This window comes from Saccharospirillaceae bacterium, from assembly GCA_022448365.1.
Classification (GTDB): domain Bacteria; phylum Pseudomonadota; class Gammaproteobacteria; order Pseudomonadales; family Oceanobacteraceae; genus Bacterioplanoides.
The window spans coordinates 208,214-222,619 of record JAKVCS010000004.1 but is presented as its reverse complement, the minus strand read 5'-3'; the positions used below and the strand labels follow the sequence as shown (position 1 = coordinate 222,619).

At 49.1% G+C, this 14,406-nt stretch carries 17 protein-coding genes; 9 read left to right on the top strand and 8 right to left on the bottom strand.

The window, feature by feature from the left end:
* Window positions 1-14: 14 nt before the first annotated feature.
* The 3 genes from MK185_12180 to MK185_12170 all read right to left on the bottom strand — a co-directional run bounded on the left by MK185_12180 (window position 15) and on the right by MK185_12170 (window position 1,270).
* Complete coding sequence (locus MK185_12180; protein MCH2041383.1) at window positions 15-272, bottom strand: DUF4404 family protein; 258 nt, start codon at window positions 270-272, stop codon at window positions 15-17.
* 64 nt (window positions 273-336) lie between these two features.
* Window positions 337-840 carry a hypothetical protein gene (locus MK185_12175; protein MCH2041382.1) on the bottom strand — a complete coding sequence of 168 codons (504 nt, stop codon included), beginning with the start codon at window positions 838-840 and terminating at the stop codon, window positions 337-339.
* Between the two features lie 223 nt (window positions 841-1,063).
* Window positions 1,064-1,270: a DUF2788 domain-containing protein gene (locus MK185_12170; GenBank protein MCH2041381.1), complete on the bottom strand. Its 207-nt coding sequence runs from the start codon at window positions 1,268-1,270 to the stop codon at window positions 1,064-1,066.
* 137 nt (window positions 1,271-1,407) lie between these two features.
* On the opposite strand from MK185_12170, the gene MK185_12165 reads away from it, so the two are divergent.
* The gene (locus MK185_12165) at window positions 1,408-2,406 is read left to right on the top strand and encodes a DUF6091 family protein (protein ID MCH2041380.1); all 999 of its coding nucleotides are present in this window, start codon (window positions 1,408-1,410) and stop codon (window positions 2,404-2,406) included.
* A 73-nt stretch (window positions 2,407-2,479) separates the two neighbouring features.
* Here MK185_12165 and MK185_12160 read toward each other — a convergent pair whose 3' ends face one another.
* Window positions 2,480-3,958, bottom strand: coding sequence for an AbgT family transporter (locus MK185_12160; protein MCH2041379.1), 1,479 nt, complete (start codon window positions 3,956-3,958; stop codon window positions 2,480-2,482).
* A 57-nt stretch (window positions 3,959-4,015) separates the two neighbouring features.
* Here MK185_12160 and MK185_12155 point away from each other — a divergent pair, with 57 nt between their 5' ends.
* Window positions 4,016-5,119 (top strand): NAD(P)/FAD-dependent oxidoreductase, encoded by a 1,104-nt coding sequence (locus MK185_12155; GenBank protein ID MCH2041378.1) that lies wholly within the window; start codon window positions 4,016-4,018, stop codon window positions 5,117-5,119.
* A 266-nt stretch (window positions 5,120-5,385) separates the two neighbouring features.
* On the top strand, window positions 5,386-5,631 hold the full coding sequence (locus MK185_12150; protein ID MCH2041377.1) for a hypothetical protein: 246 nt from the start codon (window positions 5,386-5,388) through the stop codon (window positions 5,629-5,631).
* A 40-nt stretch (window positions 5,632-5,671) separates the two neighbouring features.
* On the opposite strand, the gene MK185_12145 is transcribed toward MK185_12150, so the two are convergent.
* The gene (locus MK185_12145; protein ID MCH2041376.1) at window positions 5,672-6,403 is read right to left on the bottom strand and encodes a TetR family transcriptional regulator; all 732 of its coding nucleotides are present in this window, start codon (window positions 6,401-6,403) and stop codon (window positions 5,672-5,674) included.
* Between the two features lie 180 nt (window positions 6,404-6,583).
* On the opposite strand from MK185_12145, the gene MK185_12140 reads away from it, so the two are divergent.
* Together MK185_12140 and MK185_12135 are read left to right on the top strand one after the other, a co-directional pair.
* On the top strand, window positions 6,584-7,261 hold the full coding sequence (locus tag MK185_12140) for a hypothetical protein (GenBank protein MCH2041375.1): 678 nt from the start codon (window positions 6,584-6,586) through the stop codon (window positions 7,259-7,261).
* 79 nt (window positions 7,262-7,340) lie between these two features.
* Window positions 7,341-7,799, top strand: a complete 459-nt coding sequence (locus MK185_12135) for a hypothetical protein (protein MCH2041374.1) — start codon at window positions 7,341-7,343, stop codon at window positions 7,797-7,799.
* Window positions 7,800-7,885: 86 nt separating this feature from the next.
* Here MK185_12135 and MK185_12130 read toward each other — a convergent pair whose 3' ends face one another.
* On the bottom strand, window positions 7,886-8,281 hold the full coding sequence (locus MK185_12130) for a hypothetical protein (GenBank protein MCH2041373.1): 396 nt from the start codon (window positions 8,279-8,281) through the stop codon (window positions 7,886-7,888).
* Window positions 8,282-8,418: 137 nt separating this feature from the next.
* On the opposite strand from MK185_12130, the gene MK185_12125 reads away from it, so the two are divergent.
* From MK185_12125 to MK185_12110, 4 genes are all read left to right on the top strand, one after another.
* Entirely contained in the window at window positions 8,419-9,282 is an 864-nt protein-coding gene (locus MK185_12125) for a hypothetical protein (GenBank protein MCH2041372.1), read from the top strand.
* Between the two features lie 133 nt (window positions 9,283-9,415).
* On the top strand, window positions 9,416-10,444 hold the full coding sequence (locus MK185_12120; GenBank protein ID MCH2041371.1) for an AraC family transcriptional regulator: 1,029 nt from the start codon (window positions 9,416-9,418) through the stop codon (window positions 10,442-10,444).
* A gap of 170 nt (window positions 10,445-10,614) precedes the next feature.
* Window positions 10,615-11,814: a glycosyltransferase family 1 protein gene (locus tag MK185_12115; protein ID MCH2041370.1), complete on the top strand. Its 1,200-nt coding sequence runs from the start codon at window positions 10,615-10,617 to the stop codon at window positions 11,812-11,814.
* Window positions 11,768-12,340, top strand: coding sequence for a phosphatase PAP2 family protein (locus tag MK185_12110; protein MCH2041369.1), 573 nt, complete (start codon window positions 11,768-11,770; stop codon window positions 12,338-12,340). The genes MK185_12115 and MK185_12110 overlap by 47 nt, the downstream gene beginning before the upstream one ends.
* 9 nt (window positions 12,341-12,349) lie before the next feature.
* On the opposite strand, the gene dinB is transcribed toward MK185_12110, so the two are convergent.
* Entirely contained in the window at window positions 12,350-13,492 is a 1,143-nt protein-coding gene (gene dinB, locus MK185_12105; GenBank protein MCH2041368.1) for a DNA polymerase IV, read from the bottom strand.
* Window positions 13,493-13,610: 118 nt separating this feature from the next.
* Complete coding sequence (locus tag MK185_12100; protein MCH2041367.1) at window positions 13,611-14,402, bottom strand: heme ABC transporter ATP-binding protein; 792 nt, start codon at window positions 14,400-14,402, stop codon at window positions 13,611-13,613.
* Window positions 14,403-14,406 lie beyond the last annotated feature (4 nt).

The window sequence follows — 14,406 nt, the reverse complement described above, 5'->3', positions numbered from 1 at the left end:
ACTTGCTCAATTCACTAGACACCAATGCGTTCCAGGGTATCAACGATCTGACGTAATATTCCGGATAAGGTTGGATATTCCTGCTCAAAACGAATTGCCTGCTGCTGAACCTGCACAGCCAGATCATCATCTGACTGATTGGCGCCGCGGTGATCGGCAATATCGTCAGCAATGGTTCTCAGTAGTTGCCGGCTTTCATCATCCAGTTGAGGATGCTGTTGTAAAACATCATGCAATTGCTGCAACTGCTGCTTTAAGGTTTCCTGGGGCATGTCGATACTCCTGTGATGTCAAACTTCAGCTTAGCAACGACAGCCGGTGGATTCCTAACCTTAATCAGTATTGGGCATGAAAATAGAAGGACATATCACAAGTTGAACTAATGGCCTGCAACGAATTGCGGTTTGCAAGGTCACCAATATAGAACAAGCTGACGTCATCCAGCTGCATTTCACGAGCGCATGGAACAACCTGACGTAAAGTATGGAATATCATGCTGTGGCTGGAGGAAACGGGCACCAAAATGTGATTGGTATTACGCAGACTTTGCATCAGTTTGAGCATCCGCTGAGTGTTATATACCAGACTTTCTTTAGGGTTAGCGTAGAACAGCTGCACCGACCGGTGAGCTAAATCATGGCGTTCAGCCAAGTGCCACACCAGAGGCATGACATCCCGAATCAGCTCACTGAGTTGAGGGGTATAACCGAGCAGACCAGCACCCGATTGGTTATTGGGAATATTATGGAGAAATACCTGCGATTGACGACCGCTAAGGGCCTCCGGTACCACATAAGCGTTGAATACTTCAGCTGCTTGTATCCGGTTAACGGCGTTCATAACCTATCCTTGTGTTGTATTTCGGAATCCGTGATCGTCCTGACCACCGGGGCAGCAGAGTCTGCAAGGATCGCAACTGGCAAGTCGCAAGATCAACACTCCGACTCATGCTTCAACCCTCAACGTGACAGACATCAAAGGTATAGTCAAAGACTTTCGCCAGCGCGACTTTCAAAAGCGACAAAGTTGCTAAAAATCGCATGAAAGTCAGTCAATTACAGAATCAGAGCATGTCACTCATAAAGTTTTCCAGCACCAGCTTAATAACAAAGCCAAGCACACCAACAAACAGCCCGAGGTACAATACAAACTGCCCAAACTTACCGGCATTTGAGCGTTTACCCAGATCATAAATAATAAAAGCCATAAAGCCGATGAGTAGGGTCAGACCGATGCGTAAAGCCCAGGTTTCAAACTGCTCTGCGTTCATGATGTATTGCTCTGATTAAACCGGCGCGAATAATACCACATCTCAATGATGGCGTTCCCTCACCTTGGGTAACCAATGAAGTATCAGTTATGATGACGGCAAAATAATAATCCACCGTTCACCCATAGGATGACAGCATGCGCATCTTGATCGCCATCATGGCATTAATCAGTTCCCTTCCCCTACTGGCTAGCGAAAACGGCAAGCAGGTTTTTTGTATCTTCGATCCGGTTGGCGCCCGCGGCCCGGTATACTCCGCCATGCTCGATTACCAGACTCAGGCACTGGAGTGGGGAGCCAATCTAGAATTAAAAGCTTACACCAATGAAGCCGTTGTGGTTGCAGATTTCCAGGCTGGTCACTGCGACGCGATGGGCGTTACCGGTACCCGTGTTCGTCCCTATAATCCGTTTACCGCCAGTATTGAAGCACTGGGCGGTCTGAACGATTACAAAGAGATGCAGCAATTACTGGGCATGTTGACCAAACCCAAAGCTGGTCGTTATATGGTGCAGGGCGATTATGAAGTGGCTGCCATTTTACCCGGCGGCGCGGTCTATATTTTTGTTCGCGACAAGCAAATCGATTCGGTTGAAGCAGCAGCCGGTAAACGTATCGCAACCCTGGATTATGACAAAGCGTCGGTAAATGTGGTTGAACACGTCGGTGCAACCATGGTGCCATCCACCGTCGCTACCTTTGCTCCTCGTTTCAATAACGGTGACGTTGATATCGCCTATGCGCCAGCGGTGGCCTACCAACCGTTTGAGATGTACAAAGGTCTCGGTGACAAAGGGGGGATCTACAAATTTTCCATGGCACAGATGAACTTCCAGATGATTATCCGCCACGATAAGTTTCCTCTAGGGTTTGGTCAGAAAAGTCGCGAATACACGTATAAGCATTTTGATAAAGCACTGGAGCACATCCGCAAAGCAGAAGCCGATATTCCCGCCAAATACTGGCTGAACATTTCTGCCGACAAAGAAACGGATTACAAAGAAATGTTGCGCCAAATTCGCATGAAACTCAGCGACAAAAAGATTTACGATAAACGTATGATGAAACTCATGTTCAAACTTCGCTGCCGCTCAAATCCTTCACATTATGAATGTGCAGAGCGTCAAGAAGGCTGAACCGACTTTATTAGCACAGCACTCAGATACCGAAAGCCTGCTGATGCAGGCTCTCGGTATCTGGCGAACAGCATTATTGTGGTCCGAGGGGAATCGCCAAAGCCAGCCACAGTGCCAGAAATACACTCCAACTGAACACCATCATTAGTGAAAACGGCATCATCATTGCCAGCACAGTGCCAACACCAGCGTCATTACGATACTTCTGCACCAACGCCAGAACCAGCGGAAAATAAGGCATCAGAGGGGTAATGATATTCGTACTGGAGTCGCCAATCCGATAAGCCACCTGAGTAACCTCTGGATTGATACCCAGCAACATCAACATCGGAACCAACACCGGCGCCAACAGCGCCCATTTCGCCGATGCGCTGCCAAGCAACAAATTAATGACAGCCACCAGCATAATAAGAACGACCAGCGTCAGTGTTTCCGGCAATGCCAGCACCTGTAATACGGAAGCTCCCTCAATAGCGACCAGTAAACCCAGGTTGCTCCAGCTGAATGCTGCCACAAACTGAGCCGCAAAAAACATCAACACCAAATACGGTGCCAACGACCGGAAGGTCTCCTCGAGGTCCTCCACCAGCTTGTGACTGCTGCTGTAACGACCACTCAAACGACCGTATAAGGCGCCACTGACACCAAACGACAAACCAATCAGCACACTCAGGTTGCGCATAAACGGAGACTTGAGAAAGCCCTCGCTTCCCGCAAGCCAGGCACCGGGTACCGTGCCTGCCAGCAGCAGTAACAGAGACAGTGCCATAAAAAACCACAGTGATACCCGCGCAGCACCACGCTGCTGATCATCAAATACCGGCAATACCTCGGTCTGATCGTTGCTCAGCATAGGCTCAACCCAACGATGTAAAACGAAGCTGATCACCAGCGTCATAAAAACAGTCGAGGTAGCCATAAAATAATAGTTCGACACCAGTGATACTGCAGCAGACGGGTCAACCAGACGAGCACTTTCTGTCGAAATACCCGATAAGACAGTATCCACCGGACCGACCATTAAGTTGGCACTGTAACCGCCAGATACCGCAGCAAACGAGGCCGCAACCCCGGCTAATGGCGACCTGCCAGCCAGCTGAAACAGCACCGCACTCAGTGGAATCACCACAACATATCCGGCATCAAACGCCAGGCTGGATAAAATACCCACCAACACAACACCGAGCGTCAGCCCGACGCCGGGTAAGTGCCGCATAAGCTGTTGCAACCATTGGCCGAGCAAACCGCTTCTTTCGGCAAGGCCCAGACCCAGCATTACCACTAACACTGGACCGACCGGGGCAAAACCGGTGAAGTTCTTCACCGCCGTCGATAACATCCAAACGACACCCTCTTCACTGATTAATGCATTGGGCTGTATCTGCGCCTGAGTAGCCGGATGCAACGCCTGCCAGCCTGCCCAACTCGCCAGTGACGACAATACGATCACCAGCAGCCATAACCCAACAAACAACAGTGCCGGCGCTGGTAAGCGATTTCCCCAACGCTCGATACCGGCTGAAAATCGTTGCCAGAAAACAGTTTGATTCATAGAGTTCAAAATCCGGTAAAATTTTAGTCACATTAACATCAGACAGATCAAACCCAAATGCAGGCAGATTTTCAATTCTGTGTCATCGGCGCTGGCGTCGTAGGTCTGGCCATAGCCTATCAGCTAAGCCAGTATGGCAGCGTGATTGTGCTCGAACGACACCCGATTACAGGTTCAGAAACGTCCAGCCGAAACAGTGAAGTGATTCATGCTGGGTTGTACTACCCGACAGGCTCTCTGAAAGAATCCCTTTGTCTGCGCGGCAAGCAGCTACTTTATGAGTTCTGCGAGCAATACCAGGTGCCACACCAGCGCATTGGTAAGCTGATTGTTGCGCAGCAATCGGATGATGCCAAATTACTGCAACTTGAGCGTAAAGCACGGCAGCTGAAGATACCGATTGAGCGCCTGAATCAAAACCAGCTGCAACAGAAAGAGCCACACATTTGTGGACAGGCCGCCTTGTTTTCACCAACCACAGGCATTATCGACAGTCATGCTTATATGCAGACATTGGCGCATCAGGCACAGCGCCATGGTGCTTTGATTATGTGCAAGAGTGAGTTTCTGCGGGCTAAGCAACAACAGAAGTGTTGGTCAATTGATATCCAGACTGCGGATGGACCGTTTTCCTTCACCAGTGAAAAGATCGTTAACAGCGCGGGGCTATCTGCCCAGCAAGTGGCGAAAACCCTCCCGGTTTTGGACCAGCCTGTTCCTGAGCTTCATCCCTGTCGCGGTCATTACTTCAGTTACTCTGGCAGCAACCCGTTTAATCATCTGATTTACCCACTGCCGGAGGCGAACCTGGCTGGTCTCGGTATTCACGCCACCATCGACCTCGGAAATCAATTGCGATTTGGACCGGACACTGAGTACCTGGGTGATTCGCCTTTGTGCTACGACGTAAACGAACAAGGACTGAAAGACAAATTCTGCAACGCCATTCGTCAATACTACCCCCAGCTGGACAGTGAAAGACTTCATGCGGACTACGCCGGCATTCGTCCAAAACTGCATTCACAACATCACCCTGCCGCAGATTTCGTATTCAGTCGTAATAGTAACGTGATGCATTTGTTCGGCATTGAAAGTCCCGGCTTTACTGCTTCTCTGGCCATCGCTGAAGAAGTCACACAATGGGCCAATTCGGCGCTCTGACCGATTTCAGGAAAATCAGAAACAACGTCCCAAAAGTCGTCGGTAAGGTATAAAAATCAGTAGGTTATAACAATTTTTCTGAAGGAAACCGGGAGCCTGTACAGATTAATTACAATACGACTACACTGTAATTTGTCCGGCTACGAACGATCACGCCTTGTTATACAAAAAATCACAAGAAGGCCCTGATACGACACAAGTATGATATCCCGGACTGCTAATCTAAGAACAGTTGTTAAACATTCTGATGTAGCAAAGAGAGAATTATGAGTCAGCCATTGCGCTCAAAAGGTCAGCAAGAACACCCAACCGTCAGTACCATTCTGTCGGGGCACGTAATGGTGCCTATCTGCTGTGATCACTGTGGCCGGGAAACAGACGTTAGCCTGCAACAACTGAAAGCGCAGCACCCTATCTTGTGCGAGCACTGCTACACCGTGCGAACCTTCAGCGATACCGAGCTGAGGCTGACACGTATGCTGCTAGCAGACGCCGGGTTCCACTTTGCGTGACCCCCGCCTTCAAACGTTACCCAACAGTATATGTTCTTGATCAGCTGTGGCGCTGGCGTATCAAGTCAGGAATGATCAGCGCCAGGTAGCGCTTCAGTGTCCGACCAATATGATCGAAGTCGGCATTATCAGCACCTACCAGCAAAACGGAGTACTCTATCGAGTGGAACAATCCCATTAACATCTCAGCATCTTCCCGAGGTGCCGGTGAAGCAACCAGTTGCATGAACTCTTCAATCTTGGCGGACAGTACCTTGCGGTGCATTAACGCCAACTCACGAATGCGATCATTCACAATCGCTTCGTAACGGAACGCCTGCTCAGCGATCAACATATCACGCTCGTTTCCGGTCTGTTCTTTGACGTAGTTTGTTAACTGCGTGACCAGATACTCAAGTACCTTATCCAATTCTTCTGCAGTGACATTGTCGCCAGAAGTCAATGTCTTCAGATTGCTGACAGACATCTCTTTCAGCGGTAGATAAAACTGATCAGCAAAACGATTCACGACACCCAACGCCTTCTCGGTGTACAACGTGAACGTATCAACAATCAATTCCTGAATATCTTTAAAGTAATACGTGGTGGCAGCCAGCGGCACATCTGCTTCCTTCGCGACCGCGCGATGACGAATACCGCGAACACCTTCGCGCACCACAATTCTCAGTGCAGCTTCAAGAATCAGACGGCGCCGGTGTTCGCTCTTTGCCCGGCTGGCTTTGCGTCCCTGATACGCTAAGGACTTCCCATTACCTGTGCCATCTGGCGCCATACCTGTCTCCGTATATTCAGTTTGAAGTTCAATTATGCCAACTGACCAAAATATTGAAATGTAATTTTCAGGTACCATGGTCCCATCAACAGCGAAAAGGGGCAAACCCGTTAAAAATGTACATACGTACAGTTTTGAGGTTATATAAACACCAATAATTATAAACAGACCACCAACAATATGATTCGTTCCTTTAAAAAGGCCGTTCTTCTCGGCTGTCTTATTCCCTCGGTAGCATTTGCTCAGGATCAGCCAAAATCAGAATTTATACAGCAGTATCTTGACCGCGAGTCAAAGCATGCTGAGTTATGGCAGAGCGGCTGGTTGGGTTTATTTGCAAGCGTCGCCACATTGCAGGGGATTGCCTATACGCAAACTGAAAATGAGCCGAACCTGACCGATCGTGCGGTCGGTTTTACCACCAGCTTTCTTGGGGCCGCCGATTTATTGATGAGCCCACTGAATACTCACAAGTACGCAGAACAACTCGCGATGATGCCCGATGAAACAGAAGAACAACAAACAGCCAAACGCCAACAGGCTGAGCGTTGGCTGGAAGCGGTTGCTCAACGCGAAGCTTACGAGCAAAGCTGGGTTAATCACCTCTTATCTGGCCTGGTCAATGGCATTGCTGGTGCGATCGTGGCCAATGAAGGTGATCGAACCGGCCAGGGAATCGCCACTTTTGTGAGTGGTGTCGTAACCAGCGAGCTGAAAATCTACACAGCGCCCAAAAATGCAGAAAAAGTACTGCAACAATATCGCCAGGGGAACTACTCATTGACGGCAATATCACAACAACAGCGGTGGCAGTTTGCCGCTACAGGTCCTGTTTTTCATGCCAGCTACCGCTTTTGATGCCGTATATTCAGCCCCAAAACGCATTCTGAACGATTGGCATAACTCCTGCTGAAGTATCATCAGCAGGAGACATATTATGCAATTAGGCGCACTATCAAATTACCTACAGAATCAGCCACTAGGCACCGGTGCTACCAGTGAAAGTGCGGCAACAGGTGGCGTCAGTGATGATCAACAACCACTCGAAACAGGCGCATACAACCTGTCTCAGCGAGCAATTCTGGTTAATGCCGTTGCCAGCGAATTCGACGTTCAGCAACTTGAAACCGATGATGTCGGCAAACTGCAGCTCAAACTTCAGCAATACGGTTTACTACAAGGTAATGATCTGGGTGGATTTGCTTTGCTGCACAACGCCCGAGGTCAATTACAAACGGATGAAAATCTCGATGCAGTGCAGTTGCTTAATCTGGCAAAACAACGTTTCGACGCTGATCAGGTGGGTTACAGCGAACGGGTTCAGATCAGTCGCATGCACACATTGGTCGAAAATCTCGCTTCTGCGCGCAGTCTTATTCAACCGAAATCCGCCTGAATAATACGGCAGCATTAACCAGTCGAACATGAGACAGTATAAGGCAGGAATACATCGGGCGAAGAAATTGAAAAATGGTGGGACTGTCAGGGTCGATATGTCATCCGTTGCTGCAAGTCGCCCTCTTTCAGACATTGATTCATAAACCGGACTTTGTTATCCAACTCGCGTTGTTTCCACATCGTCAGGCTGCCATGAGCACGGCAAAGTTGCACCGTTTCCTCAACAATCATACGGAGTGACTCCCGCACTTCACAAACAGACATACTGCGCAACAAATCGTCGACCACAAACGTCCATTTATTCCGTAATAAAATCCCTGGCTCCAGACCCTGGCACACCAGCCATTCATCCAGCAGGGTATCGAACAAAGGCACAGGCTCACGCTCAATGCCAGGCTGATCCAGACCCGATTCAGTCAGTGCAGAATCAATCTGTGCCATGACTTCCAGCGAAGTTGGAACATTCGGTGTTTGAGGCATAAAGATAATCACATGTAAGGAATTAGTTGTTACGGTCACTCACCATCGCATAGGCTTGTCAGATGATTAGTGCTTTACTAATAATTAAGCATAGACAGCAAACTTAACTTTGAGAAAATTCCGCTCGGGAAATTCCTATGACAACGGGCCCTTCAACCTTTGACATCGAAGCCTTCCTTAACTCCCTGATACAGCGCCTATTCCCGGTCTGGTATGCCGCCCAGGCTGTAAAAGAAATGCCTTTGGCTGATATGGGCGTTCTTAATCCGAACAGTTTTTTGTGCCATCGCTGGCTCAGTCTGCACAGTGTTGTGCAAGCCATGCAGGGATCTCTGGAGAACGCCGGCAGTGAATGGCAAACGCTGCATCAGCTGCTGGGCAAACTGATTGTTGAACAGGATTATCAGCGACCGCTATCAATTACTGCAATCCAGGGCGTCGAGTTCTCCGGCCATGATGCTCACCTGCCAAACATCGCCAGCTACGCCGAGCACTACCTCAGTGATTTTCCATGGGAATCCGCAGAAGACTTTGAGCGTAATGTTAAAGCCGCTTTTCCCGATAGCGAGCAGCCATGCCGGGTGGTTTATCGCGAATGGGACGGTCGTTACTACTGGGTTAACAAACAAGAACCGGAACATTTTGCCGCTGCCCTGCTACACGCCCAACAAAAACAGCGTGATGCCACTATTACAGCGAATATCAACGTTGAAAGCCTGCACATGGCATCCCTGGACACATTACGTAATCAGTTCTGGCTGCTACTGATGACCCGCGACGATGCCTACCGGGTTCTCGAGCTCCTCAATCAAACGCCATTTAAAGTGATTTTGTGCGAATTTGAGTGGCGTCGCAGCGATCTGGTGGTGCTTTGCGCAGCAAAAAACCAAACCAAGCTGAATAATATCTTACTCAATCTGCAAAATGATCGCTCAAGCCAACAAGTGACCGATCTGGGGCGCTATCTGAACCGGCATCACCATCCATTCCGCAACCAATGAGAGCGGTGAATTCCGGCCATATTGTATAATCCAATTCGACATTTACAGCCACACGACAATCTCTAGCGCTTGATTTAGCGGAAAAGCCTGTCATGCTTAGGCCGTTATAAATAAAACAATAAACGGTAAGCGCATGATCAGAGGTACCTGGAGTCTTACTGAACCACTAGTGCCAGTTAACGTTCCGGCGACAATGGTTCGGGTCGGTCGAGAAAAAGGACTGCAACAGGATATTTTGTTAGATAACACCGGCATCACAGAAGAAATGCTGGCGGATCCTACTGCCCGTCTGACGTATCAGCAGCTGTTGTTATTAACTGAAAATCTGATTCGCAATTACCCCGTCAACACGCTGGGGATTGACCTCGGTGCTGCCGTCAATATTAATCAGTACGGCATGTTGGGCTATGCCATTCTCAGTTGTGCAGACGTCCGCAGTGCATTGCAACTTGGACTAAAATACCACTCACTGATTGACCCGGCTTTTACCTTTGAAGTGGTGGAGCAACAGCAAAACACCGCAATTCGTCTGACGACACACATTCCTCTTGATCATATTTATCGCATGTTATGCGATGTGTTTGTGGTGAACTTTGCCAGTCTGGGGCGCTTCCTGACCGGTAACAGTGCACTGCAACCGACAGAGGTGCACCTGAACCACCCCGCACCCGACTATATCGACGTGTATAAAGAGTATTTTGATTGCCCGATTCTGTTTGATCAGCCGCGTACCGAATTGCTGATTGATTCCGGCTATCTGGATTTGCCACTGATTATGGCTGACCAGGCAACTGCCGCGATGGCAGAAAGCCAGTGTGCCGAAATTCTTACCCGCATGGGACCTAAAGAAGGTATCGCAGCTAAGGTACGTCGCATTCTGCTATCCAATCCGGGTCAGTTTCCTCCGGTGGATGTGGTCGCCAGTCATCTGGCAACATCGACCAGAACTCTTAGCCGCAGCCTGCAAGAAGTTGGCACGTCCTACCAGCGCATTCTCGATGAAGTACGCAAAGAAATGGCTATCGAATATCTGCGCAATTCAGCCCTGCCAATCGAAGAGATTGCAGCGCTTGTTGGATACTCCGACCCCTCGAACTTCCGCAAGGCTTTCCGTCGCTGGACCACCCATGCGCCATCGTATTACCGCGAAGAAAACGATTAAGCATTTATCGCTGATAACCCCGTCAAAGCCCCTGTCTAATAAAAAGTCAGGGGCTTTTTAGTACCTGCAGCCCGACTTCACTGGACTGTCACAGCACTGCAAGAGAAGTGTCACATTTCAATCGCACAGTAGAAAAAAGACTGAAATGGCACATCGCTGCAAGGCTGAGAATGGATCTGACACTGACACGTATCACGCTGATTACAGAAACCTTTGCCCCGGAAATTAACGGTGTGGCGAATACACTCGGTCATTTGGTGCGTGGCATGCTGGCTGCTGGCATTGAAATTCAGGTAATCCGTCCGCGTCAGCACAAGCAGGACAAAAGCCATCAGAAAGGCCGTTTAACCACGACTACGTTACCCGGCTTGCCATTGCCCGGTTACAACGCACTGAAATTCGGCTTACCTATGAAGCGTCAGATTCTCGATGCCATGGCCCAGTTTAAGCCCCAAGCGGTTTATGTAGCCACGGAAGGACCCATGGGCTGGGCTGCTGTAAAAGCGGCACAACAACTGGGTTTAGGAGTGCTCAGCGGTTTCCACACCAATTTTCATCAATACATAGAACATTATCATCTGGGCATGCTGGAAAAACTGGCGTATCGCTATTTACGCTACTTCCATAACCAGACCCAGGGGACGCTGGTACCGACACGCAAACAACGTGACGAACTGGAGCAGCATGGCTTCGACAATGTCCGGGTGTTGTCCAGAGGTGTTGATAGTGAATTATTTTCACCGACAAAACGCAGTGATGCATTGCGGCGCCAATGGGGGGCAAAACCCCAGGATTTAGTGCTGCTTTATGTTGGCCGTATCGCTGGTGAGAAAAACATGGATCTGGCGTTGAAAACCTATCAGCAGCTTTTGAATACCGACGAGCGGGTAAGACTGGTTTTGGTAGGTGATGGACCTGAGCTCGAAAATATCCGCGAGCAATATCCACAAGTGATTTGCTGTGGCATGCAACGCGGAGAAGATCTTGCCCAACACTATGCCAGCGGTGATATTTTTCTGTTCCCGAGCAAGACCGACACCTTCGGTAATGTGGTAACCGAAGCTATGGCCAGTGGTCTGGCAGTAGTCAGCTTTGATTATGCCGCGGCCCACGAACACATTCGTAACAACGATAACGGCATGCTGGCCGACTTCGATAACGATCAGAGCTTTATTCAGCAAGCAGCCACTCTCCTCGACAGCCCGAATTTGCTGAATCAGATCCGGGCTCATGCACGTAATACCGCCAGGAACATTTCCTGGAAAACGATTGTAGAAGAATTTATTGCACGCCTTAACAGTACGCAAACTGAGGTAAATAACCATGGCACTCGCAAAACCAATGCAACCAAAAGCAGCGCTACTGTTTAGTAAAGCAGATCGCCTGGAACTGACGCTATGTCAGCAAATGAACCGTATGGGCTACTACCGTACGATCCGATTATTTTTCAGAGCAATCAGCCGCCTTGGTGACGGCGTATTCTGGTATTCACTGGCACTGGCATTGCCGTTTGTTTATGGTGCTGAAGCCATTCTGGCTCTTGGTCACATCACCCTGACAGCACTGTTGTGTGTTGCCGTGTATAGCCAGTTAAAAAATCGTCTGGTGCGTCAGCGACCGTTCATTTCTTTTCGTGATATTACCGCCCACACTGCACCACTGGACCTTTACAGCTTTCCATCTGGTCACACCATGAATGCGGTTAATTTTGCAGTTTTGTTTAGCGTCTTTTTTCCGGCGCTCTTGTGGATTGTTGCTCCGTTTGCCCTTCTTGTCGCTTTATCGCGGGTTATTCTGGGTATGCACTATCCGACCGATGTATTGGTCGGTGCCGCGTTGGGCAGCCTGATCAGTATCGGTTCATTGATCTTGTTTCCAACGGGTATGTTCGCTTAACAAGCGAAATCAGAATAAATTCAGTTGCTGCTCGTTAATTTGCGGGCAGCGACCACCAATACCCAATAACCTGACGCCCTGATCCTGACGTTTTATCGCTTTTTTGAATAGTCGGGCGAAGCCTTCCTCAGTCGCCAACTCATGAACATCCGCCAACGTTGTCTGAGTAAAATCAGTGAATTTCACTTTCACGTATGGCGCTAATTGCTCAACGTCAAATTCGGTTTTTTCCACTCGTTCCAGCCATAACTGCCAAAGACGGGGTAACTGTTCCAAGCAGGCCTGCTCGCCCAATAAATCTTCGGCAAAGGTACGCTCAACACCGATCGATTTACGCTCTCGCCCCATACTCAGCTGGCGCCGATCAATACCTCGACAGCGCTGATACAACATCGCCCCCATACGGCCAAACTGACGAACCAAATCCGTTTGGCTCCAGCCTTGTGCATCAGCACACGTGACAATTCCTTTTTGCTCCAGTTTTTTCTGCATCGCCGGACCAATTCCCGGTACCTTGCGAACATCCAGTAACCGCACAAAATCATCTACACGATGCGGTTTCACCACACATTGACCGTCCGGTTTATTCCAATCGCTGGCTACTTTTGCCAGAAACTTATTCGGCGCAATACCCGCCGAAACGGTAATGCCAAGATCTTCACGCACCTGCAGGCGGATTTGCTCAGCTACATCACTGGCATTTAATTCCGGATTTATTTCCAGATAAGCTTCATCTACCGATACCTGCTGCAACAACACATCGCCATCTCTGCGCCAGGCGTACTGATGCAGAATAGCCATGACCTCACGGGAAACATCGCGATACAAGTTCATCCTACCAGCGACCAGCGTCAGGTGCGGACACAACTTCAGCGCATGAGCCGTTGCCATGGCTGAGCGTACACCAAACTCACGAGCGGGATAATTACAGGTAGAGATCACCCCTCGACGTTTGGCATCACCACCAATCGCAATCGGAATATCACGGTATGTCGGGTTTTCACGCATCTCAACCGCTGCAAAAAAACAGTCACAATCGATATGAATTACTTTTCGACTGGAGAAGGTATCGGGTCGGAGTAACGTCATTGGCTTGAAGACAACACTGTTTATACATACAGCAGAATAACCGATATCAACGGGTAGAAACAAGCTGGCCAGAATCCCGACAACGGCACACGGTTAACATCCGGCTAAGCCTTGTGGCGCCGTTGCCTGCAAGTGCATCCCTGACGATCGTGTATACAGATTGGATTTAACGCAATACAGACTAACGACAAGCCAGCCATTGCTGATTTTGTTGTGCGTATTGCATTGCCAGATTGCAATCAAGATCGTATGCCTGCTGCAACACATCCGCATCGGCCAATAATTGCCGGCCACCGGATGCGAGTTCAGCACCGTGTTTTAGAATCAGAACATCGTCGGCCCAGCTGGCAGCTAATGCCACATCATGCATCACTGCTAACACTGCTACACCCTGTTGAGCAAACTGACCCGCCAGCGTCATAATCCCATGCTGATGAGCCGGATCCAGCGCCGATGTACATTCATCCAATAATAAATACCGCTGTTTAAGCGCGCCATCTTCTGTATCCTGGTTTGGCTGCCAGATCTGTAATAATACCCGAGCCAATTGCACCCGTTGTTGCTCACCGCCGGATAACAGGGGATACGAACGATCACGTAAATGCCAGACATCAGTTCGCGACATCGCCTGCTGAATTAAATCATGGCTCTGGTTTTCATCGCCATAAGGCGACCTTCCCATCGCCACTACCTGATACACCTGGAATGGAAATGTCAGCTCAACCTTTTGTGGCATAACCGCAAGATGTTTTGCCCGCTGTAAAGCAGGCCATTGATGAAGAGCATTCCCCTCAAGAAGAATCTGACCATGGTAATCACTGATTTCCCGACTGATGCACTTTAATAAAGTTGATTTACCCGCACCATTCGCTCCCAAAATCGCCAGTTTTTTTCCCGTAGAAATGACACAACTGACATCATCGAGAATATTCTTATTGCCACGCTGAACGCTAAGGTTGGTTATCTGAATCATTGAG